At 46.0% G+C, this 26,758-nt stretch carries 23 protein-coding genes and 1 other annotated feature; of the genes, 9 read left to right on the top strand and 14 right to left on the bottom strand.

The window, feature by feature from the left end; genetic code table 11:
• Window positions 1-25 precede the first annotated feature (25 nt).
• The 6 genes from dnaX to sps_RS08220 form a co-directional block, all read right to left on the bottom strand.
• Window positions 26-2,848, bottom strand: a complete 2,823-nt coding sequence (dnaX, locus tag sps_RS08195) for a DNA polymerase III subunit gamma/tau (protein WP_077752087.1) — start codon at window positions 2,846-2,848, stop codon at window positions 26-28.
• A gap of 302 nt (window positions 2,849-3,150) precedes the next feature.
• Window positions 3,151-3,702: an adenine phosphoribosyltransferase gene (gene apt / locus sps_RS08200; RefSeq protein WP_077755602.1), complete on the bottom strand. Its 552-nt coding sequence runs from the start codon at window positions 3,700-3,702 to the stop codon at window positions 3,151-3,153.
• A gap of 146 nt (window positions 3,703-3,848) precedes the next feature.
• Window positions 3,849-4,217: a YbaN family protein gene (locus tag sps_RS08205; RefSeq protein WP_077752088.1), complete on the bottom strand. Its 369-nt coding sequence runs from the start codon at window positions 4,215-4,217 to the stop codon at window positions 3,849-3,851.
• 502 nt (window positions 4,218-4,719) lie between these two features.
• A complete protein-coding gene (locus tag sps_RS08210; RefSeq protein WP_077752089.1) occupies window positions 4,720-5,463 on the bottom strand; it encodes an HvfC family RiPP maturation protein in 744 nt (247 codons plus the stop codon).
• Entirely contained in the window at window positions 5,463-6,299 is an 837-nt protein-coding gene (locus sps_RS08215; protein WP_077752090.1) for an HvfB family MNIO-type RiPP peptide maturase, read from the bottom strand. The genes sps_RS08210 and sps_RS08215 overlap by 1 nt, the downstream gene beginning before the upstream one ends.
• A 146-nt stretch (window positions 6,300-6,445) precedes the next feature.
• Window positions 6,446-6,940, bottom strand: coding sequence for an HvfA family oxazolone/thioamide-modified RiPP metallophore (locus sps_RS08220; protein WP_077752091.1), 495 nt, complete (start codon window positions 6,938-6,940; stop codon window positions 6,446-6,448).
• Between the two features lie 356 nt (window positions 6,941-7,296).
• Between sps_RS08220 and dusC the strand changes: the two genes are divergently transcribed.
• Window positions 7,297-8,229 (top strand): tRNA dihydrouridine(16) synthase DusC, encoded by a 933-nt coding sequence (gene dusC, locus sps_RS08225; RefSeq protein ID WP_077752092.1) that lies wholly within the window; start codon window positions 7,297-7,299, stop codon window positions 8,227-8,229.
• Window positions 8,230-8,425: 196 nt separating this feature from the next.
• Window positions 8,426-8,782 carry a TraR/DksA family transcriptional regulator gene (locus sps_RS08230; protein ID WP_077752093.1) on the top strand — a complete coding sequence of 119 codons (357 nt, stop codon included), beginning with the start codon at window positions 8,426-8,428 and terminating at the stop codon, window positions 8,780-8,782.
• Between the two features lie 115 nt (window positions 8,783-8,897).
• On the opposite strand, the gene sps_RS08235 is transcribed toward sps_RS08230, so the two are convergent.
• The 3 genes from sps_RS08235 to sps_RS08245 form a co-directional block, all read right to left on the bottom strand.
• Entirely contained in the window at window positions 8,898-10,199 is a 1,302-nt protein-coding gene (locus tag sps_RS08235) for an IS4 family transposase (protein ID WP_077751912.1), read from the bottom strand.
• Between the two features lie 129 nt (window positions 10,200-10,328).
• The gene (sohB, locus tag sps_RS08240; RefSeq protein ID WP_077752094.1) at window positions 10,329-11,360 is read right to left on the bottom strand and encodes a protease SohB; all 1,032 of its coding nucleotides are present in this window, start codon (window positions 11,358-11,360) and stop codon (window positions 10,329-10,331) included.
• Window positions 11,361-11,505: 145 nt separating this feature from the next.
• Window positions 11,506-14,007: a VolA/Pla-1 family phospholipase gene (locus sps_RS08245; protein WP_077752095.1), complete on the bottom strand. Its 2,502-nt coding sequence runs from the start codon at window positions 14,005-14,007 to the stop codon at window positions 11,506-11,508.
• A 265-nt stretch (window positions 14,008-14,272) separates the two neighbouring features.
• On the opposite strand from sps_RS08245, the gene sps_RS08250 reads away from it, so the two are divergent.
• Entirely contained in the window at window positions 14,273-15,010 is a 738-nt protein-coding gene (locus tag sps_RS08250) for a YciK family oxidoreductase (RefSeq protein ID WP_077752096.1), read from the top strand.
• A gap of 168 nt (window positions 15,011-15,178) precedes the next feature.
• Here sps_RS08250 and rluB read toward each other — a convergent pair whose 3' ends face one another.
• The 5 genes from rluB to rnm form a co-directional block, all read right to left on the bottom strand.
• Window positions 15,179-16,045 (bottom strand): 23S rRNA pseudouridine(2605) synthase RluB, encoded by an 867-nt coding sequence (rluB, locus tag sps_RS08255; RefSeq protein ID WP_077752097.1) that lies wholly within the window; start codon window positions 16,043-16,045, stop codon window positions 15,179-15,181.
• Complete coding sequence (scpB, locus tag sps_RS08260; RefSeq protein ID WP_077755603.1) at window positions 16,038-16,664, bottom strand: SMC-Scp complex subunit ScpB; 627 nt, start codon at window positions 16,662-16,664, stop codon at window positions 16,038-16,040. Before scpB ends, rluB begins: the two co-directional genes overlap by 8 nt.
• Window positions 16,665-16,691: 27 nt before the next feature.
• Window positions 16,692-17,480 (bottom strand): segregation and condensation protein A, encoded by a 789-nt coding sequence (locus sps_RS08265; RefSeq protein WP_077752098.1) that lies wholly within the window; start codon window positions 17,478-17,480, stop codon window positions 16,692-16,694.
• Between the two features lie 236 nt (window positions 17,481-17,716).
• Window positions 17,717-18,337, bottom strand: coding sequence for an L-threonylcarbamoyladenylate synthase (locus sps_RS08270; RefSeq protein ID WP_077752099.1), 621 nt, complete (start codon window positions 18,335-18,337; stop codon window positions 17,717-17,719).
• Between the two features lie 97 nt (window positions 18,338-18,434).
• Entirely contained in the window at window positions 18,435-19,310 is an 876-nt protein-coding gene (gene rnm, locus sps_RS08275) for an RNase RNM (protein ID WP_077752100.1), read from the bottom strand.
• A gap of 285 nt (window positions 19,311-19,595) precedes the next feature.
• Window positions 19,596-19,704 (top strand) — a sequence feature (Trp leader region).
• Between the two features lie 88 nt (window positions 19,705-19,792).
• On the opposite strand from rnm, the gene sps_RS08280 reads away from it, so the two are divergent.
• From sps_RS08280 to trpA, 6 genes are all read left to right on the top strand, one after another.
• Window positions 19,793-21,349 (top strand): anthranilate synthase component 1, encoded by a 1,557-nt coding sequence (locus sps_RS08280; RefSeq protein WP_149027400.1) that lies wholly within the window; start codon window positions 19,793-19,795, stop codon window positions 21,347-21,349.
• Window positions 21,346-21,987, top strand: coding sequence for an aminodeoxychorismate/anthranilate synthase component II (locus tag sps_RS08285; RefSeq protein ID WP_077752102.1), 642 nt, complete (start codon window positions 21,346-21,348; stop codon window positions 21,985-21,987). The genes sps_RS08280 and sps_RS08285 overlap by 4 nt, the downstream gene beginning before the upstream one ends.
• Window positions 21,959-23,008 carry an anthranilate phosphoribosyltransferase gene (gene trpD / locus sps_RS08290; protein ID WP_077752103.1) on the top strand — a complete coding sequence of 350 codons (1,050 nt, stop codon included), beginning with the start codon at window positions 21,959-21,961 and terminating at the stop codon, window positions 23,006-23,008. Before sps_RS08285 ends, trpD begins: the two co-directional genes overlap by 29 nt.
• The gene (trpCF, locus tag sps_RS08295) at window positions 22,998-24,500 is read left to right on the top strand and encodes a bifunctional indole-3-glycerol-phosphate synthase TrpC/phosphoribosylanthranilate isomerase TrpF (RefSeq protein WP_077752104.1); all 1,503 of its coding nucleotides are present in this window, start codon (window positions 22,998-23,000) and stop codon (window positions 24,498-24,500) included. The genes trpD and trpCF overlap by 11 nt, the downstream gene beginning before the upstream one ends.
• Before the next feature lie 186 nt (window positions 24,501-24,686).
• Window positions 24,687-25,898 carry a tryptophan synthase subunit beta gene (gene trpB, locus sps_RS08300; protein WP_077752105.1) on the top strand — a complete coding sequence of 404 codons (1,212 nt, stop codon included), beginning with the start codon at window positions 24,687-24,689 and terminating at the stop codon, window positions 25,896-25,898.
• Window positions 25,885-26,703 (top strand): tryptophan synthase subunit alpha, encoded by an 819-nt coding sequence (trpA, locus tag sps_RS08305; protein WP_077752106.1) that lies wholly within the window; start codon window positions 25,885-25,887, stop codon window positions 26,701-26,703. The genes trpB and trpA overlap by 14 nt, the downstream gene beginning before the upstream one ends.
• Window positions 26,704-26,758 lie beyond the last annotated feature (55 nt).

A 26,758-nucleotide genomic window follows, 5' to 3' on the forward strand; every position in this document is an offset into this window, starting at 1 on the left:
GATAATCAATCAAAGCCGTACAAACTTATGACTGAGGTAACGCCTTAAAGTTCGACTTATCGATGAGCTCAATGGTATTTCCTTTTAAACTCAATAGCTCAGGAGCATAACTTAAACTATCGTCTTCAAGCTCTGCCCCCATCTGACTCATTAGCCATTGGATATTGCTATCGGTTAACAAGCCTTGGTGTGCCTGAGCTTGGATCTCCCGATGAAAACGCTGTCGTACCTCAAGTGGTGTCTCTCTTTCGCCATCGACTCCCACAGAAATGTTAACTTTACTTTCACCGCCTAACGCTTTGGCTAAAGCTTCTTCTAACTGCACAATGGCAATATCCGCAGCCAGGTGCTTCTGATTAGGCTTTAATAAGAGAGACAAGGGCTCGGTAAACTCATGACATACTGAATTCACCGCCAATTGACGCACCCTTCCGCCGACATCGATAGCAGACATCAAACGATACCACTTAAGGTCTATTTCATGGCCTGTCACCTCCCCTTCTCCCAGAGGGGGAAGCGGCTCAAATGACTGAGTTTGTATTCCTGTCTGTACCTGTTCTTGTCTAGGTGCTTGTGCTGTTAATTGAGCTTCTACATGAGTCGATGACGATTGATGGACATCTAAATTTTGCTCATAACCACCTGAAGAGCAGGCACTTACAGCCGGCGTTACTTCAACAGGTTCTTCCCAAGGAGGCCTGTCTTCAATCTCAGATGCTGAAACAGGCTCAGTAACTTGTGTCTTAACTTGAGTCAAAGGTTGGTCTGCACTCACCTGCTCATGTGGAGCCAGAGCGTCTAGCGAAGACGGTGCTTCACTAAGAGCTTCATTATCAGTTAGCGGTTTTCGCTTAGGAGGGGCAAACTCCTTGCGCTGGGGTTCAGACTTTTTTTCACCACTCTCCTCAGGCGTTTTGGCCAGATCCGTGAGCAGTGAGTCTCGCGCCGCTAAGACGGCGTCTAAAATATCGTCTTCCGGATCAAATTCTGTTGCTAACTCCGGTTCAGCTCCGCTAGTTGAAGAGTCAACTCTCAACTCTGTCGAAGGCGTCACTGCTTGCTTTACACTATCAGCCGTAGGCAGACTTTCAAAAGCTTGGTAATCCCTCTCTTGCTCTTCATTCTCTTGTTGAAAACCATACTGAGCATCGAAGGCAGCATCTTGAGCTAACTGTTCAGGGCTTAACAGACTCTGAGGTAAACCAGACTGATTTGTATCAGGCTGGTTTATTTCAATAACACCTTCTTCGGGCGAAGTTACGATTTCTTTTTTGTCATCAACTAAGCCTGTCGTTTCAGCTTGGCTCTCAGTTTCAGTCTCAGTCTCAGTCTCAGTCTCAGTCTCAGTCTCAGTCTCAGTCTCAGTCTCAGTCTCAGTAAGAGTTTGGCCAGTGGTGACTTGATTGACAATAGTTTCGTTAGCCATCGGAGACGGCTCAATGACCTCTACCGATTTATCATTCGCCGCAGCATCTGATGCTACAGATTTATCAAGGTTTTGCTCTGCAGTGTTAATGCTGCTCTGCTCTACCCCCAGACTCGATGCCTGACTTAAAATGATCGCTTGCTCGCTATTAAGGGCAAGTAAATCATCTGCCTCATCATCTTGTTCAGCTTGGGTTTGAATTTCTGGCGTAAGTTCAGAAACAGGTTCTGTTTTAGCTAACACAGGCTCGCTAGTAAGCTTTTCTTGCCTAGCTCCTCTGTTCACAGCTTCGGGCAAAGCCACTTTAGCAGGCTTATCCACCACCCAACGGGTCACAGGTGTTTCAGGCACGAAGGAGACGGCCCTCAGCAGCGCCATCTCTAATCCGGACTTAGGATCCGGCGCATGGGGGAGATCTTTCCTCCCCGTCAGTAACAACTGATAATAAAGTTGTACCTGTTCAGGGCTGAGTTGCTCCGCGAAGACCTTAATCTGTTCACTATAAATGGAAAGCTGAGCCGCTGCGGGTGCAAACTGAGTCAAGGTTATTTGATGCAATAATTCCAGTAAACTTCTGAGCACTTCTTGGGGATCTGCACCAAAAGACAAGATTTGGCCTATCACCCCCATTAAATTCTCGATATCCCCTTGGACTAAAGCATTAAACAAGGTGATCACATGTTGCTCATCTATACTGCCAAGCATGGTCTGTACTTGAGTCAACTGCACGGTTCCGGCACCGAATGCAATGGCTTGATCTGTAAGACTCAAAGCATCTCGCATGCTGCCATTGGCCGCTTTAGCCAACAGAGTCAACGCATTTGACTCGAATGTGAGCTGTTCCTGGGTAAGCACATGGGACAGCTGGGATGAAATTTCATCCTGAGTCAGGCTTTTCAAGTTAAATTGCAAACAACGAGACAATACTGTCACAGGCAGTCGCTGAGGATCTGTTGTTGCCAATAAGAATTTAACGTGTTCAGGTGGCTCTTCGAGCGTCTTTAATAACGCATTAAAACTGCTGCGTGACAGCATATGCACTTCATCGATGAGATACACCTTGAAGCGGCCACGACTGGGACGATACTGCACATTATCGAGCAGTTCCCTGGTATCATCGACTTTCGTTCTCGAGGCCGCATCGACTTCAATCAAATCGACAAACCGCCCTTCGGCAATTTCAACACAGCTGGAACACTGACCACATGGAGAGGCAGTTACGCCCTGTTCACAGTTTAGCCCTTTAGCGAATAGCCGAGCTAAACTGGTTTTACCCACACCTCGGGTGCCGGAAAACAGGTAAGCATGGTGTAATCTTTGCTGAGTGAGCGCATTGGTTAATGCAAGTAAAACATGAGACTGACCAACCATTTGCTCAAATGTGGCAGGGCGCCATTTTCTGGCCAACACCTGATATGACATGGAACTCCCCAAAGTGTCATTTAGTAAATTCGGGAGCACGCTCCTCAGTAATCTGCACCATAACATGTCATGTTAACAGGCGCTACTGAGGAGCATTTGTACGCTGTATTATTCGCCGTCAAATTGCTCCATGGCTTCTAGAGGCTTCTCACCACCGATATCCGTCATAGAGATAACCAGAAGCAACATGATTGACTTAGCCAGCTACCTGCGGGTAATTTTTGTACGCTGTATTATTCGCCGTTAAATTGCTCCGTGGCTTCTGGATTAATAGCCTTCAAAACCACTGAGTTTACGTTGAACTAGTCGCCTTCAAACTCACAAAGTTTAACCAGTTTAAGATCCATGGCTTCGAGACGCTTTTCACCACCAATATCGGGCAGGGAAATGACAAACGCAGCATGATTGACTTTGCCACCTAGTTTACGGATCAACTTGACAGTGGCTTCTATCGTGCCGCCCGTAGCAAGTAAATCATCGACCACTAATACTTTGTCATCAGCAGAGATGGCATCGGTATGCAATTCCAGAACATCTTGACCATATTCAAGATCATAGCTCTGAGAAATCGTCTCACGCGGCAATTTACCAGGCTTACGCACAGGTACAAAACCGACACCTAGTGCCAAGGCTAAAGGCGCCCCGAACAGGAAGCCACGAGCTTCAGTACCAACGATTTTGGTAAAGCCTTGATCTTTGTACTCCTCAGCCAGGAGTTCAATGCTTGCTCTATAAGCCGCAGGCTCTTCAAGCAAACTTGTCACGTCTCTGAAAAGGATCCCGGCTTTCGGGTAATCAGGAATTGTTTTTATGCTCTGTTTTATCAATGCTAAGCTGTCTTTGTTCATGACCATCATCTTTTGGTTTGGCTGGCTAATCGCGCCAGCTTTAAAAAATCCGGCTAAAGCTTATGTGTCTTTCAGCATACTTGCAACAATCTGCCCTACTAAATAGGACAAAATTTGAGGCATTGAGTCACAGTTTTGCGATATATTCTAATTCAGTCATCTAGTTCAGGGATCTGCTTGAGGTATAAACCTAGCCCTATGGCGATGCAGAGCAGCATTACTTTTACCCATATTAATGGTGCGATGGCGATGCTAACGGTAAAGCTGAGTCCACTGACAATATAAGCCTTCTTCTTTAGCCCTTTGCGGATCCCTCTGTTCTGCGCCCAATCATTCAATGCTTCTGAAAACCAAGGATGAGTCATCAACCAGTTGTGTAGCCGGTCACTAGAGCGGGCAAAACAGAAGGCGGCGAGTAAAATAAAAGGCACGGTTGGTAATATTGGAAGCGGGATCCCCAGCAAGCCCAGCGCCAAGCTGCATAATCCACAAATCAAATAAAAACCACGTTTAAAAGCCATTATCTTCCTTAGCTATTTATTTAGTTGTCAGCTGAGATATTTATAACTTAAATCATCGGTTAACGCACTAAATTAACGAGCTTAGCCGAAGTCAAAAAAAACCACTCAAAAGAGTGGTTAATTTACCCAAACAATTACAGGGTATCTAGACTTGTATTAGTCTAAAAATCAGATGAGTCCGGTAAGTTTCAACCAAGATAAGGTCGCAGGTAAAGTTGGGATCATCATGACTAAGATGAAACCAATGAAATAGATGATGTTAAATGGATCTTTAAATGGCTGACTCATAACTTCCTCGCTCAATGACTCGGGTAATTTTATTGATCTAGATCAATTTTTGGCAACATTATAGAGATTTGCCCATTGTTTAGGAAGCGAGTATTTAACCTTTTTACTGGCATAAATGCTTTTGATTATGATTTTATTAGGAATAATGCTCTTAGCTAATATCGATAAGCTCCCGAAGCTTATCGACTCATTAGAACCTATTACGTCAAATCCATTAAGACGGATGTTGTTTCACGACTCCCTTAACGGCGAGTTCAACTAACATGTCTCCACAACCGTGAGCTAATATCTCCTCTTCCATCTGGGGATAGGTTTGTTTCAGCCAACTGAGTAGATGGTAGAAACTGACAGATTCATATTGGGATAAGTAACCCAATACTTGGGCCGTTAAAGGGTTGAGCTGCAAGAAAATAACTTCATCCTGTACATCGCGATATAGGCAAAATAACTGCGGAGTTTCGGCTGGAGCAACAGGTCGATAATCCTCGCTAATTCGCTGTACATCGAAGCTATATTGCAACACCTTAGCCGTATCAGACAAACACAGTGACACTTGCTCTATCGGCTCTTGGATATTCTGGTGCAGCGGATTATCTTTAGCGACTGCCACGACCAGCTCCATATATTCATAATGAGCCAGTTCGATAATAAAAACGGGATCACTCTCTTTCAACAGGTATTCAGACTGGAGAAAAACGACAAATTCCTGAGCTATTTCGATAAATATCGGTGTCTGACAGTCATGGGTCACAAAAAATTCTTGGACTAGCGCTAACCAGTCTTCTTCTGAATATAAACTTTTCAACACAGGAAATGCACTGGTCACAAAGCCATTAATATTATTGAAAAACAGATCCCGGTAAATCTTCATCCGCCTGGCTTCTGTGCCCTCAGGTAAAGGACGCGAAGGCTCCTTTATATAATCGATAAATGACTGTTGAATGGCTTCAAAACTCATCATGCACTCCTTGAAGTCTGGGACAAACCTGCCTGTTGATAACGATGGATTTTGTCTATCTCTTTAAGCAGCACTGGGGTCTTAGGGATATTAAAGTCTCGCTCTAACAAGGTAGGATGTACTCCATGTACTTGATAACAAGTTTGGAGTAGTTGCCATACAGGTGACACAATATCTGCGCCATGGGTATCGACAATGATATCTTTTGCTTCTTCAAAATGGCCAGCTATATGAACATAGGCAACGCGCTCTGTCGGCATAGTCCTTAAAAATTCATTGGCATCATAACCATGGTTAATTGAGTTCACATAGATGTTATTCACATCGAGTAGCATTTTACAGTTTGCTTCATCAAGCACTGCAGTGACGAATTCTAGTTCACTCATTTCGGCGCCCGGCGCCGTATAAAAAGACACATTCTCGAGAATAAGCGGCCTCTCGATAATATCCTCAACTTGCTTTACACGCTTAACCACATGCTTGACCGCCTCCTCGGTAAAGGGGATTGGCATAAGATCATACATGTGTCCGGCCCCCGAACAGTAGCTAAGGTGCTCTGAGTAAACCTCGATATTATGCTCATCCATAAAGGCTTTTACATTTTTGACGAACTCTATATCTAAGGGCGAAGGGCCGCCTATGGACAGAGATAATCCATGGCAAAAGAAGGATTTTTTCTCTGTAAGCTGCCTAAATTGTCGACCATACTTTCCCCCTAAAGTCATCCAATTTTCCGGGGCGACCTCGAAGAAATCGATAGCGTTTGGAATAGCGTTGCAAAATTCATCCAACATTTCGCGCCTCAAACCTAACCCCACCTTGGCTCGTTCAATCATATTCACTCCCATAACCTTTGCCCATATAGCCAATCTCAGCGTTATACTTTAATAAAAACAATTAAGGCCAGTATACACTGGCCTTAATTGTCTATTCATTATCCCAAAGGCTGCGCCTCAACAGATAATACAGAATACAGCGTTACTTACATGTCGCCGCCACACTTACCTTCTTTGCCTTTTTTCATATCGCCGCCACATTTTCCTTCTTTGGCTTTCTTCATGTCACCGCCGCACTTGCCCTCTGAGGCTTTCTTCATGTCGCCGCCACATTTTCCTTCACCACACTTGCCCTCTTTGCCCTTCTTCATGTCACCGCCGCACTTGCCTTCTGAGGCCTTCTTCATGTCGCCGCCACATTTTCCTTCACCGCACTTACCTTCTTTGCCCTTCTTCATGTCACCGCCACACTTGCCTTCTGAGGCCTTCTTCATGTCGCCGCCACATTTTCCTTCACCGCACTTACCTTCTTTGCCCTTCTTCATGTCACCGCCACACTTGCCTTCTCCATCGACAAGCTGGTATCCCGCTTCCATCTGACTAAAACCAAATGGATTAGCTTGTGCCTCAGTAGCAAACGCTGAACCAATAACAACGGTACCAAGGGCAGCAGCAACAGCAGTCTTTTTAACTAAATTCATAATGTATTCCTTTCAAATCAGTAAAGTAGTATAGGTTACCAACCAAACTGCATGTCAGCTGGCTTGCATAAGTAGACCTGATGTAGTGCAAACTTATTTCAAAAAAATTAACAAGATCACATTTATGACGCATATTTAAGTACACTTCAAGCCTAAGTATAATAAATAATCCAATAAATTCAAAAGATAAGGCTATTTTTATCAAGTTAACGCTAAGTAACAGAAACATGTTTTGAATCCCGCTTCATCATAAGCTAAAATGCTGCCCGCACAGGCTACAGGACTGATGTTCTATATGCCTAAACCAAGCTAACATCAATGAACTAAACAAGAATGAATCAGACAAGAGCGAAAAAATGCGTGTAATACTCGCCCCAATGGAAGGCGTCGCCGACGCGCCTATGAGAGCACTGCTAACCTCTGTTGGTGGCTATGATCTTGTCATCAGCGAGTTTATTCGCGTGGTGGATCAACTCTTGCCTGAAAAAGTCTTCTATCGCCTATGCGCCGAATTGGCTAATGAGAGTAAGACTAAATCAGGAACCCCTGTCAGATTACAACTACTCGGCCAACACCCCCAGTGGATGGCTGAGAATGCCCAGCGTGCTATAGAACTTGGCTCTCTCGGTGTAGATCTAAATTTTGGCTGTCCAGCCCCTATGGTTAATCGCAGTAATGGTGGAGCGGCACTGCTTAAAGAGCCTGAGACCATCTACCGCGTGGTTAAAGCAGTCAGGGAAGCCGTCCCAGAGCAGCTCCCAGCAACGGCAAAAATACGCCTAGGTTGGGATGATAAGAGTCGCTGCGTCGAAATAGCTCAGGCAATTGAGGCTGCTGGAGCCACTGAGCTCACCGTGCACGCCAGAACCAAGGAAGAAGGCTATAGGCCTCCCGCTCACTGGGAATATATTCAACAAATAAAACAGGCTATCTCGATACCTGTGATCGCGAATGGTGAGGTGTGGAGCCGAGAAGATTATCTCAAGTGCCAGCAAGTGAGTCAGTGTGATGATGTCATGATAGGCCGCGGCGCATTGGCCGTGCCTAACTTAGCCCATGTGATCAAGGGCTCACAAGCTAAAATGTCCTGGTCAGAAGTATTACAGTTACTGCTAAAGTACTCGGACTACGAGATAGTCAGCGAGAAAGAGAAATATTACCCCGCACGAATAAAACAATGGCTAAAATTCATCGCCAAACAATATAGTGAAGCCGATGAGCTGTTTACTCAAGTGAGAGTATTGAAAAAGACACCGGAAATTCTGTCTTTACTCAGAGAGCTTTCATAAGCCTAAAGTACGTTGAAATCAGCAAGAGTCTCCCCTGTGGTCCAACCTCTTAAGGGAAGTAGACAAAACTTCCCACATCTAGTATAAATTTTGATGATGTAAGCACTAAATATGGCCTAGAGTTGATCTCAGTCATGGTCAAAATGCCTCACACGTTTAGACTTAATATCCGAAATAACTTATCAGGCATATACTCGTGAGTAGATCCCACATCAGACATGAATTGTCACAGCTAGAATCTAATCTAAGGATAGAGATAGGTAAGCTTGCACTGAGTAAAAATATTAGCCTCGATACTCAAACAAGTTCCCTGTGCGAACTCATAGCCCTGCTAACCCAGGCAGGACTATATGAGCACCCATTATTCAACCAAATAACCCAAATAGATGCCGCACTGTGTCAGCTAGATATTGGTCTATACGGACTTTGCTCCGATTGCGAGAACGAAATAGAAGTCGAACGATTAGACATCAATCCCGTAGAGCAAAGGTGTGCCCTATGCTCCGAGAGCCATGAACATGAGCATAGGCAAGAACTAAGACTCACCCATTAGGCTAATTTGACCGACTCGATCTAACTTCACTTTTCTTAATCTATTTACCCTACCCTTTCCCTCAAAAGCCACAAATAAAAAAGCCTGCATAAGCAGTAATGCCGGTAAGTTAAGCTTACTGGCATTTTTTATTTCTGGCATATTTCTGTGGTCTGCGCTTGACCGTTCTAGGAAAAGACCGAGTTCGTCGGGGCTCTAAAATCAGGCTTTCAGCCATTTCATAGAAATATTTAAGCTGACGAGGAATTGCACCTGGTGTCGAGTAGGGCAAACCCACTAATAGCCTCAATATATGAGCCAAAGAACCATTAAAACTCAACTGATAAGGGAGATAATCACCTTTGAGTTGATGGCACATTTTCACCATCTGATAACGCACTAGATTATAGGTGAGTAAAATCCCCCACAACTCCTGTTTTACAAGCTCTGGCAATCGACTTCTCAACGTTAAACGATTACCTAGCATGTATTGTTTTTGCTCTCGATAACCTAATTCTATTTCCCATCGATGCACGTATAAATCAGCTATGTCTGCAACGGGATAACGCATGGGATCTATCATTGATGTCAAAACCGAGTATTCCTTGCCATTAACCTTTCGACTTATGAGTCGTACTTCCAGCTCATTAGGCAGTTCTGGCCATCGTTTTCTAGCATGTGGATTACTTTTTAATTGGACTATTTTATCGTTGCGCCCCAAGCTGCGAAGCACCTCATATTGGACATTTTTTTTCAAAGGAATCAACCAGTGTCGCTCGTTACCAGTGGATTGCCACTGATAAAGTAGCCCTAGCGAATAAAAACCTCGGTCAAATAATGTCAGGCTATTATCCGGTGTGGAGTCGATGAGCTTTTCGGCCAAAATCATCTCATTAACGGCGTAATCATCGAAAGCACTGGCGGTAATAAGATGGCTACTTAATTCCATTTGGCAGACCATACGAACTTGAGGATATTGAGTCTCTTTTTGTCGAGAAAAGGCTTCTGCATTATCGGGAGTATCTTCCGCCCGCCAGACTACACCATCGACTCCCAGTAACGTCAGTCCATTCCAGTTTGGATGTAGAGCTTCACGATTCCAGTGAGCTTGAGTGCACTCAAACAGAGCTTTCATTGCCGCTTCACCGAGATTTTTTCGTCGTTGAGTTAATGCGCTCGGAGCAACAAATGGCTTGCCCTCTCTATCAACGATATCGAGCATGTTAATGATGTGAGCCATCGACTTATCATTATAGATAGCCATTCCAATAATAAGCCAAGCCATTGACTCTAGTGTTAATTTACGTTTTCTAATCGTGACTGTTTCAGTTAATGAATACGCTTCCTCTATCAACTCCAGAGGGAGTAAATCTGCGAGGGTTTCAACTTGATGGGGCTTGAGTTGGTTGATCATGTCAAAAGCTTGGGAAACTTGCATAAAAAATCCGAGACCTAGAGATAGGACTCGGATTCTGAAGCATCTAGAAGATCAGTCAACCGATCGATAAATCACTAAATGATCGGCATTACTGCATAAGCAGGCTTCTATGGTCTGTCACATCCCATACTAACTTAGATGCTGATTTTTCTCGGCGAGTCTATTGAATATGGCGTTAAATGAAAGTGACGCCCCATGCGCAATTTTATCGGCAAATTTTTTCTTAAGCTGATAACGCACCTTGATCACGGTTCTTTCTTTCGCTAGCTTCATCACCACGTCATCACTGGTGGATATGGCATCGATAAGCCCCAGTTCGATGGCTTGTTGACCATACCAATGTTCACCCGTGGCGACTTTATCAAGATCTAATTCGGGGCGGTATTTAGCGATAAACTGTTTAAATAGCACGTGAGTTTCTTCGAGCTCTATCTGAAACTTCGCACGTCCTTCATCTGTATTTTCACCAAACAGGGTTAAGGTGCGCTTAAAATTTCCTGCCGTATGTTGCTCATAATCAATATCATGCTTCTTAAGCAGCTTATTGAAGTTAGGTATTTGTGCCACAACCCCAATCGAGCCAACGATGGCAAATGGAGCCGCATACACCTTATTCGCCACACAAGCCATCATATAGCCGCCGCTGGCTGCCACTTTGTCGACACAGATAGTCAAATGAATATCTGCCTGACGCAGACGGTCCAACTGGCTGGATGCCAGACCGTAGCCATGAACCATGCCACCACCGCTCTCTACATTGACGATCACTTCATCGCCCTGCTCTGCAATGGCTAAAATGGCACTGATCTCTTCACGCAAAGAAGCCACTTCACTGGCATCTATGCTGCCCTTAAAGTCGACCACGAATACTCTAGGCTCTAATGCCTCTTCATCTTGCTGCTTCTCGGCTTTCTCTTTGGCCTTCTCGTCCGCTTTAAGTTGCTTCTCATAGGCTTTGAACTGCTTCTTACTCAACAGTTCCTCTTTAAGATCATGCTTAAGGTTTTTAAGATCTTCAGAGAGGTTCGTCAGCAATAGCTCTCCCTTCCCCCCTTTCTGCTTTATCGCAGAAGCAAGCACAACGACAACAACAGCGATAATTGATAACACTATGGTTATTGCTTTGGCGAAAAACAGTCCATATTCGTACAAAAATTCCAAAGTATGCTCCGGCTTTATTTTATCTTGAATGCAAAATTGTGCTTATTCTATCAGTCATCGGCCCAATAACAAATGCACTATCAGGTAAATCAGCCAATAAAAAACCCAGCAAATGCTGGGTTTTAAAGATTAACATTAAGGAGTATTAGCCAGCAGGAACCGCACATGGCTGAATAACATCATCATCTTCAATCATAATAGTCGCAGAACCTTTACCCGCTGTTAGTGCAAACCTTGTAACTTCTTTTTGCATCTCTACAGTTGCGGCAGTACCAGCAGGATCGACAATCGAACTATGATGGCCTTCGGCAAAGCGTACAGCACCAGAACCAGCCGTTGTAGTATCGATACACTCTAAACTCAAGGCAGCGATAAGTGGCTCAGTACCAGCAGTAGGGAAACCTTCGACACTGTTTGGCAATACCTGATCAGGTTTATTATCTTCGGTTCCGTCACCAACTATTTCAATCAAGTGTACGGGAAGACCCGTTGCTTTAAGCATAGCAGCATGGTTGATTGGATCGGCGCTATCTACAGCGGTCTGAACCGCAAAGGCAAATGCAGGTAAGAAGCCTTCATAGACAGCTTGAACAAGCGCTGTATATTCTGGCGTACCAGGTTCATAGCCAGCAGTATTCGCTTCATCAACCAAAGCCTGGAACGTATCTGTCGTTACGATATTTTCGAACAACATAGGGCCAAATGTTGCCGAGCCGATAAAGGTTCCGGCAAATCCCCCCGTTGGCGCAACCAATGATGATGCATTGAGAGCATAGACATTTGGCAGAGCAGTACCTGTTTCTGGGTTAACTAAGCCTGTGCTGGCATAGGTTGAGAAATTGGTATTTACAATAGCGCCGAGACTCAGCCCTTGTGTGCTTATCTTGCCTATATCGAATATTTGAGGCAACTCCATCTGAGCCAGCTGCATAGACAGACCAGTCAGTGCTAATCGTAAACCAAGATGATCTGCAACACTCTGACGGAAATTATCACGCACAGATAAGGTGCTGGCGATATTGATGAAAGCCAATGGATCACCATTTACAAAAGCTTCAGGTTGTCCGATTGCAACGCCGAACTCAGGCGCTGAAGCCGATACTTCATAGACCTCATCATCATTAGCATCGAATGAACGTGCGCCATGCAATGGATGATCGATTGCAACGGTCGCTATGCCCATAGCCGCATAAGTTCCGGCGAAAGTCATCGCAGTCTCTTTACCGCCCCCCAAACCATGTAGTGCAATATTAGTGGGCCAACCAGCTGTAGGCGGTACGAAGGTAATACCTTGCTCTGCACTAAAAGCAACGAGTTTAGCCGCATCAGGCAAAGTAATAAATACTGGAACTGTCTCATGCCCTTTAATGGCAGGAATAGGGTTAAACTTAGTTAGATGTTTGGCTTTATCCGCCGCGGTGCCATCATCGAGTAACCAAGTTTTTCCAGCTAAAAGCGCAGGGTTAGCAATGCCTGCTGCAGGGTCAATATCATAGGCCATGGCTTGCATACCGTAACTTTCTTGACTCATGGTGCCCGCTTGTAGTGCCAGCATCACTGAAACTGGGCTATCACCTGCTGCCTTCCAGCTGCCATTAATTGCTGGCATCATATTTTCATCTAAACACTTTTCAGATGAGCAATCACCGAAGATAGGCAAGATTAACTCAGCTGTATATACATTGGCCAAATCAGCAATTTTGAATATATCACCCGCTTCGGAAGGAATACCTGCAGCGGTTGCAACTGTATAACCTAATGGCGTAGGCAGAACAGAGAAGCGAGGGGCATAAGGATTTTCTGGGGTAGGGTCAGCCATTAATAGTTTTAATGTCTCATACACATCAGCAACAGATTGAGTGGTAAACAGACCCGAATAACTAATTGTTTCAAGATCCACACCATGCTCAGCCGCTATGCCCTTCTCATAACTATTCACTAAGGTTTGAAGAGATAATTGAGCTTCAGTTTCAAGTGGATGAGTGTCAATATCCAACCTGACAGAGTTGTAAGTCGATGAAGGAGCAATCCCCTGACCTGCTGAATCTTGTATTAGATTGGTCGTTACATAGATATAAGACTGATTTGCCTTTAATGGTTTTAGAGGAACAATAACAATTTTATTGCCGACAGCCTTAGAGACAAAATCAACACCAAATGTTAACTCGACGCCGACTTTACAGGCAGAAACTGATGGACTGACTTTACATTCGGGATCAGAAGATAACGGACCACCGACTGTTGCCTCGAACATCCTCACCGCACCGGTCTGAAATACTGAAACCTCATCGAGTGATAACATTGTGCCATCATGATCAGAAGCAAGTTCTACATCGATAGAGATAGGTGCCGTGGTCGACCAGCCATCGAGTGCACCGAGAGCCATTGAAGGATCGGTATAATCGCTGGAGCCGTCGAGCGCTTCGCCAGGGAGATTAATCGTGCCATCTATGGTGTCATTAAAGAGCAAGTCATTTGGCAAAGGTAGAGTACGTTTTGCAGGATCTACATTACCTGGATCGAATGCGATATGAGACTCAGGGATCAGAGGCTCAACCTTATCTTTTAACTCATCGACACTATCTTCACTACAGGCCGTGAGTCCTAGCGCAGATGCAATCGCAACACCCAAAAAGAGTCTTTTCATCTTTGTTCCCCAAATCTTGTTGTAATAATTTTTGTTTTCCCCAAAAAATTTGGTCACAATAGGCAATACCGTGTGACCAAAGTAGGACTTTTACCAGTCCTTACCTAAGCTCAAGTTAACGTAAAAATATTGACTTAGCTACATTTTTGTCACATACAAACAATGAATATGCGCACAATAATTAATCATTTGTTTAAAACAAGTGTTCATCACATCAGTGACTCTAGAGGTGGCGGGGTTTTCCGCCGACAGGAAATATTGACTCATGTTGGAATATCAAGCTGCAAAAGATCTACTTATTAACAAAACTATACTCGTAACAGGCGCTGGTGACGGGATCGGACGCGCGGCTGCCATCAGTTTCGCGAAGCATGGCGCCACCGTTATTCTTCTAGGGAAGACAGTTAAGAAGTTAGAAGCCGTATATGACCAGATAGTGCAAGCCGGTTACCCTAAGCCTGCGATTGTTCCTTTAGATTTAAAAGGCGCAACCGAGCAAAATTATATCGACATGGCAGAGACTATCCAAGAGCAGTTTGGCCATTTGGATGGTGCTCTACATAACGCGAGTCTGCTAGGCGTTTTAGGCCCATTTGAGCATATCTCAATGGATTCAGTGAAAGAGGTCATGCAGGTGAATGTTATCGCCGAAATCATGATGACCAGAGCACTACTGCCTATCATGAAGAAGGCACCTAAAGCATCACTGGTATTTACCTCTAGCGGCGTCGGACGTCAAGGCCGTGCATTCTGGGGCGAATACGCCATCTCTAAATTTGCAACCGAAGGCATGATGCAATCTATCGCCGATGAATATGAAGGTTCGAGCTTGAGAGTCAACAGCATCAATCCTGGTGCAACTCGTACAGGTATGCGCGCAAATGCCTATCCGGCCGAAAACCCAAGCACACTCAAAGAGCCAGAAGATATCATGGCGACTTATCTTTATCTGATGGGCGATGACTCTGTAGATGTCAACGGTCAGCAGCTAAGCGCGCAGTAAGGAAGGTTCTAGAGCCTAGAGCCTAGGGCTTAGGTTCTAGGGATTTTCAGTCCATAGAAATATTGCATAAGTGTTCCGACACAAAAAAGGCTGCATTTGCAGCCTTTTCTAATTCATACTAGATAGGTTCCTAGGCACTAAATCCTAGTAATCTAGTCATTTATTTAACTAAGTTCTCTTACGAACAGGTTTGCTTGCTACGGATTTATGCTTACGCACTGCTCGACGGATCTTAGCACCTTTCACTTTTGAGCGAGCGACGCTGTGCTTATCTGTACCTATAACAGTACGAGTCTCCTCTTTCAAGCCAGCCGTTTTTCTCAGGTAATTCACCTGCTCCATGGTCAACTCAACCCAACCGCCACGAGGCAGAGACTTAGGCAGCTCAATCATGCCGTAACGAATACGGATAAGACGGCTCACCTGCACTTCTTGAGATTCCCATAAACGGCGAACTTCACGGTTACGACCTTCGGCAAGTGACACATGCCACCACTTGTTCATGCCTTCACCGCCAGCCGCTTTCACCTTATCGAAACTGGCCGGGCCATCTTCTAAGGTGACACCGGTTCTCAGGCGTTGAATACAGGCATCATTAACTTCACCGAAAGTACGTACTGCGTATTCACGTTCAACTTCGTTAGATGGGTGCATCAAGCGGTTTGCCAGCTCACCATCTGAAGTAAACAGCAACAGACCTGAGGTGTTGATATCGAGACGACCAACTGCCACCCAACGCGAATCACGTGTCTTTGGCAGACGGTCGAATACCGTAGGACGACCTTCAGGATCTTTGCGACTACAAATCTCACCTTCTGGCTTATGATAAGCAATCACTCGACAGATCAGATCCTCTTCAGATTTAATCGAAACGGTTCGACCATCTATACGGATCTTTACATCGGCTTCGATGCGATCACCAAGATTAGCAATCTCACCATCTATACTAATTCGACCTGCAGCAATCCATGCCTCCATCTCACGACGGGAGCCATGGCCTGCACGGGCCAAGACTTTCTGCAATTTTTCACTCATTAGTAGACTCTTCTGTGTTTAATGTATCTTCAGACCCTGTTTCTTCATTTGAATCCGAACTTGAATTCACATTTGAAAAAAGGGCCTCTAAAGACTCAGTATCGGTTAACGGCGGTAAGTCCGCTAGACGTTCTAAGCCAAAATAGGCTAAAAAATCGGTGGTAGTAGCATACAACGCCGGTCTGCCCGGAACTTCTTTATGCCCCACCGTTTTAATCCATTGTCTATCAGTCAAACTTTTTATGGTCTGACTACTGACTGCTACGCCCCTGACAAACTCTATATCACCTCGAGTCACAGGTTGACGGTATGCAATTACGGCCAAGGTTTCTAAGGTTGCCCGTGAATATTTTGGTGCCTTCTCCTGCCACAGGGGCTGAAGATAAGGACTTAAGGCTTCGATAGTTTGAAATCGATAGCCGCCGGCGACGCTGACTAGCTCAACACCTCGCCCCTCATAATCTTGTTGTAACTCTTCAATCGCAGCTTTGATCTTAACCCGAGTGACACTGAAATTCACTAGCACAGACTCTTTCAGGCTCTTTATACTGACGGTTTTACCTAATACAAACAGGCTCGCTTCGATCAACTGCTTAAGCTGATCGGGATTTATCTGCAGTTTTTGCTGCTTCTTCTGGCTAGACAATCAATACGCCCTAACATGTATGGGGGAAAATGGGTCACTCTGTACAAGCTCGACCAATAACTCTTTAACCAGTTCCATTAAGGCTAAAAAACTGACTACCACACCACCACGCCCTTCTTTGGCATCAAAAAGTGCTTCAAATGGCAAGTATTCCTCACCATCCAGCTTAGCCAAAATCTGTATCATGCGTTCTCGCGTCGACAAAACTTCACGCCTAACATGGTGATGTTCTGTCGCCTCGATTCGCTTCATGACTGCACCAAATGCTAAAGCTATCTCAGTTAAAGACACTTGAGGGGGCACTATCACAGGCTTGATATCCGATGCCGGTGTTACCTTTGCCTGAAACACATCTCTCTCGAGTCTGGGCAGATTATCGAGTTGCTGCTGCGCCTCTTTAATCACCTCATAGGCCTTAAGTTGACGTATTAACCTAGCTCGAGGATCTTCCTCCTCTTCATCTTCAGTCACAGGCCTTGGCAGTAACAGACGAGACTTAATTTCAGCGAGGGTGGCCGCCATGACTAAATAATCGGCGGCAAGCTCGACTCGTGCGCCTTGCAGTAGCTCAATATACTCAAGATATTGCTTAGTCACGGGCCATATTGGCAGCTCTACAACATCGAGTTTTTGCTTACGTATCAGGTATAAGAGTAAATCTAGCGGGCCTTCAAACGACTCAAGAAACACTTCCAGTGCTTCTGGCGGAATAAAGAGATCGGCAGGAAGCTGTTTTACCGGCTCACCTCTGACAATGGCCAAGGGCAAATTTTTTTGAGTCCCTTGCATCGAGTTCCTCAGCTTAAACTACTCTAATACTTGATTATGTTCTGTTTTTAACCAACCAAAACGGTATAAAATAAAATCTTCGACAGTTCAATAAGCACCTTAAATAAAGGCGATTAGCAAACCAGCGCGCGATTATACCCTGTTCACAATGAGTTGCACAGATAATTAGCCGATAGAGATGATGAGAATGAAACGCCCATATTGGGCGCCGACTGAGGGAGGTAATGAATTGAGAGCTAGATAAAGGGGCTGATATCTCCAGCGCCTTCGCGGATCACTTCCATAGCACCATCTGACATGTCGAGCACTGTTGTCGGTTTCTCACCAAGGTAGCCACCATGTATGATCACATCGACCTGGTGTTCCAGAATATCGCGAATATGCTCTGGGTCTGACTCAGTAAACTCTTCACCCGGTAGAATCAAACTGGTCGACATCAAAGGCGCATCCAAGGCTTCAAGCAAGGCTAGCGCGATAACATTATCCGGCACACGAATACCAATCGTCTTCTTCTTTGGGTTTTGCAGTCGCTTAGGCACCTCTTTACTGGCCTTAAAAATAAAGGTGTAAGGTCCTGGTGTATGGTGCTTGAGCACTCGATATGCCTGATTATCGACCTTAGCATAAGCTGATAACTCAGACTGATCACGACACATAAGAGAGAAATTATGATCGTTATCAATCTGACGAATACGCGCCATACGGCTCATGGCATCTTTTTCGCCAAGCAAACACCCAAGGGCATACCCTGAATCTGTCGGATAAACGATGACGCCGCCATTCTTAAGGGCATTAACCGCTTGATTAATCAAACGTGGCTGGGGGTTTTCTTCATGTACGTAAAAAAACTGACTCATATACTCTTATTCCAATACTTCAAATCTGTGGGGTAGCCCGGCTAGTTTCTAGAAAAGTGCTCTAAAACGCTTTTGAAAGCTCAGATGCAAGGTGAACCTAAGCTTGAGAAACTATTCGCTCACTATTCCAACTGTCCATCTGCCACACCCAATTAACACCCTTGGGCTGAAACATGCTCTTACCAAGCTCGATAAAACTGCCTGGAAAATGAAAATCACTGCCAAGGGATGCAGCTAACTCATTTTGCAGACTTAATGCGATTAAATTATTACGATCTTCTATCGTCTGACGACTTCCAACCACTTCCATGGCATCACCGTCAGCCTCTTTAAATTCCCGCACCAGACGTTTGACCCATTTAGCCGACAGCTTATAGCCACTTGGATGAGCCAAAATTGCAACACCGCCAGCTTGATGTATCTTCTCGATAGCCGTGGCCATATCCGACCAGTTATTAGGCACATAACCCGTTTTACCGCGAGCCAAGTATTTCTTAAATACATTTGCCATGCTGGTTGCATATTCATTATTGGCAAGCCAACGGGCATAATGCCCTCGACTCAATGCGGCGCCTCCAGCCAGAGCTTTCGCCCCTTCATAGGCTCCTTCAATTCCAGCCTTAGCTAGCCTTATGCCTATCTCTTTGGCCCTGATCTCACGCAGCTCTCTCTGGTTTGCAAGAAAAGCTTCGAACGCCTCATCTTCCAGACTCACATTGAGGCCCACAATATGAATATCGTGGTTATGCCAGCTCGTCGAAATTTCAACACCATTGACTAACGTTAAGGGGGACTCATGATTTTGATTATAGGCGTGAGCTTCGGCTAATCCTGCGGTGGTATCGTGATCGGTGATCGCAAACATCTGCACACCATTTCCAATCGCTCTTTCAATCAGTTCGGAGGGGCTAAGTTGACCATCCGAAGCATTTGTGTGGCTATGGAGGTCGATTAATAATATTTCATCTGTCATGGACTTATTCTACTTGAGTTTGTTAGCAAAAGGGGAATAAACATAAATAAGAGCTAAATAGCCTAGAAAACTCTTGTTAAACTCTCATTATTCCAGCACTAAAAAACCCATAATTCCCCCCTTCTGGTCAGATAAGATCAAATATAAAAATATTCAATTGACATCATTGACTCGCTAATGCTTTTATATAGCCACTGAATGCAAAGAAAGCATTTAACTTTTACACGTTCTCACTTTTAAAACGGAATCATTTTTCAGATGAAGACATTTTTTTCAGCACAAAACATCAATTGGTGGTGGCACTTCCCAACTTAGCGGGTGGTGTGAAATTCTGTGCTCATGTAAAAGAGACAAGATTCAACAAGAAGCCCGCACAAGATGCGGGCTTTTTTGTACCCAATTTTGAGCAAACATAACCAATTAGAAAAAGCCGATATTTAAGCGCATAAATGAAAGAATTGAATAGAGAAGAGAAACAACAGATGAAACTAGCTCAAGTCAACACGAGTAAGGAGCGGATCTCCTACCCGGAAGATCCTTTAAGTTTATATCAGCATCTTACTCAAGATGCGCCCCACACCATGTTGCTCGAATCTGCTGAAATCGAGAGTAAGGATAATATCAAGAGCCTAATCCTAACCGATGCAGCCTTGATGATACGTTGTGAAGGTTACCAACTGACATTTACCGCCTTGACCGACAATGGTCAGTCTCTACTCTTGCCGATTCAAACCTTCTTTCATAGTGCCAGTTCAAACTTAGAAAACAACGTACTTAAGCTGACATTAGCAAAACAAACCGCGCAGCTAGATGAAGATGCCAGACTCAAATCTACCTCTCCCTTAGATGGTCTGCGCGCCTTAGTCCAAGAGATTGATTGCGGAGCCAGCCCGGCATTTGAAGACCTATTCTTAGGTGGCGTACTGGCTTACGATCTTATCGATACCGTCGAGCCCCTACCTCAGGTGCCCCACGGTGCTAACACGTGCCCGGATTATCTGTTTTACCTGGCCGAAACCCTGCTCACTGTCGACCGTCAACAAGAAACGGCCAATATCGTCACCCATAACTTTATAGCAGAGCCGACGCTCAAGAACGAGTATGCCAAGGTACTCGCCAAACGTGTCGAGTTAGTCAAAGCTCAGATTGAACGGGTCGCAGCCGCTGGCGAACTGATACCGGTTACCGCCGAAGTTGCTGTCGATATCTCGGACGAGACTTTTAAAAACACAGTCATCTCTCTTAAGTCTCATATTGTGGCCGGTAATATCTTTCAGGTCGTGCCATCACGCAGTTTCAGCTTGCCATGTCCCAACACTCTCGGAGCCTACCGCGCCCTGCGCCTGACAAACCCGAGTCCTTATATGTTCTATTTCAGGGGCGATGATTTCACCGTGTTTGGCGCATCACCTGAGAGCGCGCTTAAATATGAGACTCACACTAATCAGGTGGAGATTTACCCCATAGCCGGTACCCGTCAGCGTGGTAAGACAGCCGATGGTCAGATAGATGCCGATCTCGACAGCCGTATTGAACTCGAGCTCCGTCTGGATAAGAAGGAGCTTTCTGAGCACTTGATGCTGGTCGATCTTGCTCGAAATGATGTAGCCCGTATAAGCCAAAGTGGTACTCGTAAGATCCCTGAGTTATTGAAAGTAGACAGATACTCCCATGTGATGCACTTAGTCAGTCGCGTCACAGGGCAACTACGTATAGATCTCGATGCCCTGCACGCCTATCAGGCCTGTATGAACATGGGCACGTTAACTGGCGCACCTAAGGTGAGCGCATCGCAACTTATTCGCGGTGTCGAGCAAACCCGACGCGGCAGCTATGGCGGAGCAGCAGGTTATCTCAATGGCCTTGGTGACATGGATACTTGTATCGTCATCCGCTCAGCCTTTGTTAAAAATGGCATCGCCCATATTCAAGCTGGAGCTGGTGTAGTATTTGATTCAGATCCACAGGCCGAAGCCGACGAAACTCGTCAAAAGGCACAGGCCGTAATAACCGCAATAAAAATGGGAGGCGGACTATGAAACTTTACCTTTTAGACAATTTCGATTCGTTCACCTACAACCTGGTGGATCAATTCAGAAGCTTAGGCTTCGAGGTGGTTATCTATCGTAACGATCTCAGCGCAGACTTTATCGCCAACAAGTTGTTAAACGAAACAGGCAAGGCGGCCCTGGTACTCTCACCCGGCCCCGGCGCGCCCCATGAAGCTGGCTGCCTAATGGCGCTAATTGCCAAACTGGCCGGCAAGGTGCCTATGCTGGGAATTTGTCTCGGTCATCAGGCCATAATTGAGCACTACGGCGGCAAGGTTGAACGCGCCCCTCAAGTGGTACACGGTAAAGCAAGCCCGACCTTCCATGAAGGAGTCGATATCTTTGCCAATCTGCCCTCACCGCTTCCTGTGGCCCGTTATCACAGCTTAGTGGCAACCCAAGTGCCCGATTGCCTCGAGATAATAGCCACAACCGAAGATATGCCTATGGCTATCAGCCACAAGAGTCATAAGGCGGTAGGTTTTCAATTCCATCCGGAATCAATTTTAACTACACTCGGAAGCCAACTGCTGACACAGACCCTGAACTACTTAACCGATGCCCATATTCATACCTCAGCAAAACAGGAGATGCACAATGAGCCAACTTCAACCTCTATTAGATAAACTCTATGCAGGCCAAAGTGCAACCCGCGCCGAGTCGAAATCTCTTGTTGGCGCCATCATCCAAGGTGAGATGAGTGAAGTAGCCATGGCTGGCATGCTGATCGCAATGAAGATGCGCGGTGAGACTATCGATGAAATCTCAGGCGCTGCCGATGCATTGCGCGCAGCGGCAAAACCATTTCCAGCCCCGAGTGATAGTACACGTGCTCAAGGCATCGTCGACATCGTCGGTACTGGCGGTGATGGTCATAACACCATCAATATCTCTACTACTGCCGCCTTCGTCGCAGCAGCAGCGGGAGCTAAGGTGGCCAAACACGGTAATCGTAGTGTCTCGAGTAAATCAGGTTCATCGGATCTGCTTGCCCAGTTCGGTATCGATTTAACCATGGCGCCTGAAACCGCACGAGATTGTCTCGATGAACTCGGCCTGTGTTTCCTGTTTGCTCCCCACTACCATGGTGGTGTGCGTCACGCGGTGCCTGTTCGCCAAGCACTGAAGACCCGCACCCTGTTTAATGTATTAGGACCTTTGATCAATCCATCTCATCCGGATTTCATCTTGCTCGGGGTATACAGCAGTGAACTGGTTAAACCTATCGCCGAAGTATTGAAAGCATTGGGCATGAAGCGCGCTATGGTAGTCCATGGCAGTGGTTTGGACGAAGTGGCTATCCACGGTGACACCTTAGTGTGTGAGTTGGTTGAAGGTGAGATAAAACAATACCAGATCACACCAGAAGAGTTAGGCGTAACCCCTGCCCAGCTTAAGGATCTCGAAGGAGGCACTCCCGAGCAAAACGCAAAATTCACTCGCGCCATACTACAAGGGCAAGGTCAAGCCGCACACAGTCACGCTGTTGCCGCCAACGCAGGTTGTGCGCTTTACATCTCAGGTGTGTGTGACTCAGTCAAAACAGGTACAGCCTTAGCACTCGAGACCCTAGCCAGTGGTAAGGCCTACAGCTTACTCGAGCAACTTGCCAGTGCCAGCGTTGCAGCAAAGTCAGATGAAAAATAGGATTAGGAGCAATAGCGTGAGTAGTTCAACACTAGACTTAAGACAAAGCAATAAAGAAAACGGCGACAGCCCGTCTAAGAGCAGTAATGTATTGACTAGAATCGTCGATACTAAGGCTGCACATATGGAAGCATTGAAGCTACGCTTTCCGGAAGCGAGCCTTAAACCCAAAATATCAGATCGCAGTTTGTTCGAGGCATTAAGGGCGCCAAATGCCGGTTTTATCTTCGAATGCAAGAAAGCCAGCCCATCCAAAGGCCTTATCCGAACGGATTTCGATGTCGAAGCCATAGCCGATGTCTACAATGACTATGCTGCTGGGATCTCGGTACTCACAGATGAGCAGTTCTTTCAGGGCGATATGGATTATATTCCCAAAGTCCGCGCCCGTGTTAAGCAGCCAATCCTGTGTAAGGATTTTTTCATCGATAGCTATCAAGTTAAGCTCGCCGCCCACCAAGGCGCAGATGCTATCCTATTGATGCTTTCCGTACTCGATGATGACCGATACTTAGCTCTGGCCTGCGAAGCAGACAAGTACCACCTCGACATACTCACAGAGGTGAGCAATGAAGCCGAGCTCGAGCGCGCCATTACACTCAATGCCAACATTATCGGCATCAATAACCGTAACCTGCGTGACTTGTCTACCGACTTGGCCACGACAGAGGAGCTTGCGCCTCGTATACCGTCAGATCGTGTGGTGATCAGCGAATCAGGGATATACAATCAGGCACAGGTTCGACGCTTGAGTCCATTAGTAGATGGCTTCCTGGTCGGCAGCTCACTGATGGCAGCTGATGACTTAGACTTGGCTTGTCGTACATTGACGCTCGGCCACAACAAGGTCTGCGGTCTCACATCGGTAGAAGATGCAAATGTTGTCGCCGATGCTGGCGCTATTTATGGTGGTCTCATTTTCGCCGAAAAGTCACCTCGCTATATCACGCCAGACAATGCTAAGTCTCTGGTAGCTACTCATCGGTTCTCGGGTACGCAGCTCAATTTTGTCGGTGTATTTGTTAACGCGTCGGCTAAGACTATCGCCGATATAGCATCATCACTCGAGCTGTTTGCGGTGCAACTCCACGGCAGTGAGTCTGAGTATGATATCGCTCAAGTTCGAATCGCCTTAGAAGCCACGAACAGCAAGGCGCAGATTTGGAAAGCTGTGGCGATTAAACTTGATCCGGAGCAAACCGACAGTGAGCTTGCTATTCCCACAAATGTCGATCGCATCTTGTTCGACAGCAAAAGCAACAAGGCAACTGGCGAGCAATTTGGTGGAACAGGCCTTAGCTTCGACTGGCAACAGTCACTACCAAATAAACAAGACGCCATGCTTGCTGGCGGTTTAGATGCAGACAATGCCAATAACGCGAGCAAACAAGGATTTTATGGCCTGGACTTTAACTCAGGCCTAGAGAGTGCACCGGGGCAGAAAGATCATCATAAGATCGCCGCCGCTTTTAGCGCCCTCAGACAGTATTAATATATTGAACTTTAAGATTATTTATCAGATTAAACTTTGAAATTATAGTCGGCGTGTAGAACGCAGAAATTAAGTATGAGGTTTAGGAGCGTGCGCGGAGTTTGTGCTTACAAATGAGCACACGTGACAACAAGATCATACTCAATAGCAAGTACTACTCGCTGAACAACACTTTAGGATAACCTTATGACCAAACTCGACCCCTACTTCGGCGAATACGGCGGTATGTACGTACCGCAGATATTAGTGCCTGCACTAAAACAGCTCGAAACGGCGTTTATTGAAGCTCAAGAAGATGAAGCCTTTCAAGCCGAATTCAGTGATCTTTTGAAAAACTATGCAGGTCGCCCAACGGCACTGACATTGACCCGAAACTTGAGTCCAAATCCTCTGGTAAAAATCTATCTCAAGCGCGAAGACCTGCTTCACGGCGGCGCCCACAAGACCAACCAGGTTTTGGGTCAGGCCTTGCTTGCCAAACGCATGGGTAAGAAAGAGATCATCGCCGAAACAGGTGCTGGCCAACACGGTGTAGCAACCGCCCTCGCCTGTGCACTGTTAGATCTAAAATGTAAGGTCTACATGGGCGCTAAAGACATAGAGCGTCAGTCTCCTAACGTCTTTAGAATGAAGCTAATGGGCGCAGAAGTTATTCCCGTCACATCTGGCTCATCTACCCTGAAAGATGCCTGTAACGAAGCCATGCGAGACTGGTCAGGCAGCTATGAAAAAGCTCACTACTTACTTGGTACCGCTGCCGGGCCGCATCCTTTCCCCACTATCGTGCGTGAATTTCAACGCATGATTGGCGAAGAAACCAAGAAACAACTTTTTGAGCGTGAAGGACGTCTTCCCGACGCGGTTATTGCCTGTGTTGGTGGCGGCTCAAACGCCATCGGCATGTTCGCCGACTTCATCGATGAAGAAAGTGTACAACTTATCGGTGTAGAGCCTGCGGGTCTTGGTATCGATACCCCTATGCATGGCGCACCACTTAAGCACGGTAAAACAGGCATTTTCTTTGGCATGAAAGCACCGTTAATGCAAGACAGTGAAGGTCAAATCGAAGAGTCTTACTCTATATCGGCGGGACTCGATTTCCCATCGGTCGGTCCTCAGCATGCGCATCTTGCGGCTACCGGCCGCGCGACTTACGAGTCCGCAACAGATGATGAAGCACTTGACGCCTTCCAGCTGCTCGCCCGTTGTGAAGGGATTATCCCGGCGCTTGAGTCATCACACGCCATAGCATATGCACTCAAGCTTGCAGAAAAAGCCACCAAGGAAACCATCTTAGTGGTTAACCTATCTGGCCGAGGTGATAAAGATATCTTCACCGTCGCAGACATTCTAGAAAACCGTGAAAAAGCACAGGAGAGCGGCGATGACCGAATCTAAACAAGCAGGCCGTTACCAGGCAGCATTTGCCGCACTGAAAGAAAAAAACCAAGGCGCGTTTGTGCCATTCGTGACCTTAGGCGATCCAAGCCCTGAACTGTCATTAAAGATCATCGACTGTTTAGTCGAAAATGGTGCCGATGCCCTGGAGCTGGGCTTCCCCTTTTCTGATCCATTGGCCGACGGCCCTGTTATTCAAGGTGCAAATCTACGCTCACTGGCAGCCGGTACTACACCGACTCAGTGTTTCGAGATGCTCACTGTCATTCGGGCTAAATATCCGGAGCTACCCATCGGTCTTTTGCTTTATGCTAACTTGGTTTATACCAAGAGTATCGATAGCTTTTACGCTAAGGCTCAAGCTGCTGGTGTAGACTCGGTGCTTATCGCCGATGTGCCCGTTGAAGAAGCTGAGCCATTTATCGCATCTGCCAAGGCTCATAATGTAGCGCCTATCTTTATTGCACCGCCAAATGCAGATAGTGACACCCTAAAGATGGTGAGCGATAAAGGTGAAGGTTATACTTATTTGCTTTCACGCGCCGGCGTCACAGGTACAGAGGCAAAAGCCGGGATGCCAATCAGTGAAATTTTATCTCGCCTCAAAGAGTACAACGGTGCGCCGCCACTACTGGGTTTCGGTATCGCTGAGCCTTCCCAAGTGAAAGAGGCTATTGAAGCTGGCGCTGCAGGCGTAATCTCAGGTTCTGCGGTAGTGAAGATTATTGCCGCTAATAAAGATGATGAAACCGCATTGTTAACTAAGCTTGGTGAATTTACCCGCAATATGAAGGCCGCAACCTAAAGCTTAACCAATAGACACCAGAGCGCCAACTCACAGAGTTGGCGCTCTTATTTAC

Origin of the sequence: Shewanella psychrophila, from assembly GCF_002005305.1 — a bacterium.
GTDB classification, from domain to species: Bacteria; Pseudomonadota; Gammaproteobacteria; order Enterobacterales; family Shewanellaceae; genus Shewanella; species Shewanella psychrophila.

Excerpts from the sequence above, each read along its gene's own strand:
- dnaX (WP_077752087.1), bottom strand. The coding sequence starts at position 2,848 with ATGTCATATCAGGTGTTGGCCAGAAAATGGCGCCCTGCCACATTTGAG.
- apt (WP_077755602.1), bottom strand. The coding sequence starts at position 3,702 with ATGGTCATGAACAAAGACAGCTTAGCATTGATAAAACAGAGCATAAAA.
- sps_RS08205 (WP_077752088.1), bottom strand. The coding sequence starts at position 4,217 with ATGGCTTTTAAACGTGGTTTTTATTTGATTTGTGGATTATGCAGCTTG.
- sps_RS08210 (WP_077752089.1), bottom strand. The coding sequence starts at position 5,463 with ATGAGTTTTGAAGCCATTCAACAGTCATTTATCGATTATATAAAGGAG.
- sps_RS08215 (WP_077752090.1), bottom strand. The coding sequence starts at position 6,299 with ATGATTGAACGAGCCAAGGTGGGGTTAGGTTTGAGGCGCGAAATGTTG.
- sps_RS08220 (WP_077752091.1), bottom strand. The coding sequence starts at position 6,940 with ATGAATTTAGTTAAAAAGACTGCTGTTGCTGCTGCCCTTGGTACCGTT.
- dusC (WP_077752092.1), top strand. The coding sequence starts at position 7,297 with ATGCGTGTAATACTCGCCCCAATGGAAGGCGTCGCCGACGCGCCTATG.
- sps_RS08235 (WP_077751912.1), bottom strand. The coding sequence starts at position 10,199 with ATGCAAGTTTCCCAAGCTTTTGACATGATCAACCAACTCAAGCCCCAT.
- sps_RS08245 (WP_077752095.1), bottom strand. The coding sequence starts at position 14,007 with ATGAAAAGACTCTTTTTGGGTGTTGCGATTGCATCTGCGCTAGGACTC.
- sps_RS08250 (WP_077752096.1), top strand. The coding sequence starts at position 14,273 with ATGTTGGAATATCAAGCTGCAAAAGATCTACTTATTAACAAAACTATA.
- rluB (WP_077752097.1), bottom strand. The coding sequence starts at position 16,045 with ATGAGTGAAAAATTGCAGAAAGTCTTGGCCCGTGCAGGCCATGGCTCC.
- sps_RS08265 (WP_077752098.1), bottom strand. The coding sequence starts at position 17,480 with ATGCAAGGGACTCAAAAAAATTTGCCCTTGGCCATTGTCAGAGGTGAG.
- sps_RS08270 (WP_077752099.1), bottom strand. The coding sequence starts at position 18,337 with ATGAGTCAGTTTTTTTACGTACATGAAGAAAACCCCCAGCCACGTTTG.
- rnm (WP_077752100.1), bottom strand. The coding sequence starts at position 19,310 with ATGACAGATGAAATATTATTAATCGACCTCCATAGCCACACAAATGCT.
- sps_RS08280 (WP_149027400.1), top strand. The coding sequence starts at position 19,793 with ATGAAACTAGCTCAAGTCAACACGAGTAAGGAGCGGATCTCCTACCCG.
- sps_RS08285 (WP_077752102.1), top strand. The coding sequence starts at position 21,346 with ATGAAACTTTACCTTTTAGACAATTTCGATTCGTTCACCTACAACCTG.
- trpD (WP_077752103.1), top strand. The coding sequence starts at position 21,959 with ATGAGCCAACTTCAACCTCTATTAGATAAACTCTATGCAGGCCAAAGT.
- trpCF (WP_077752104.1), top strand. The coding sequence starts at position 22,998 with ATGAAAAATAGGATTAGGAGCAATAGCGTGAGTAGTTCAACACTAGAC.
- trpB (WP_077752105.1), top strand. The coding sequence starts at position 24,687 with ATGACCAAACTCGACCCCTACTTCGGCGAATACGGCGGTATGTACGTA.
- trpA (WP_077752106.1), top strand. The coding sequence starts at position 25,885 with ATGACCGAATCTAAACAAGCAGGCCGTTACCAGGCAGCATTTGCCGCA.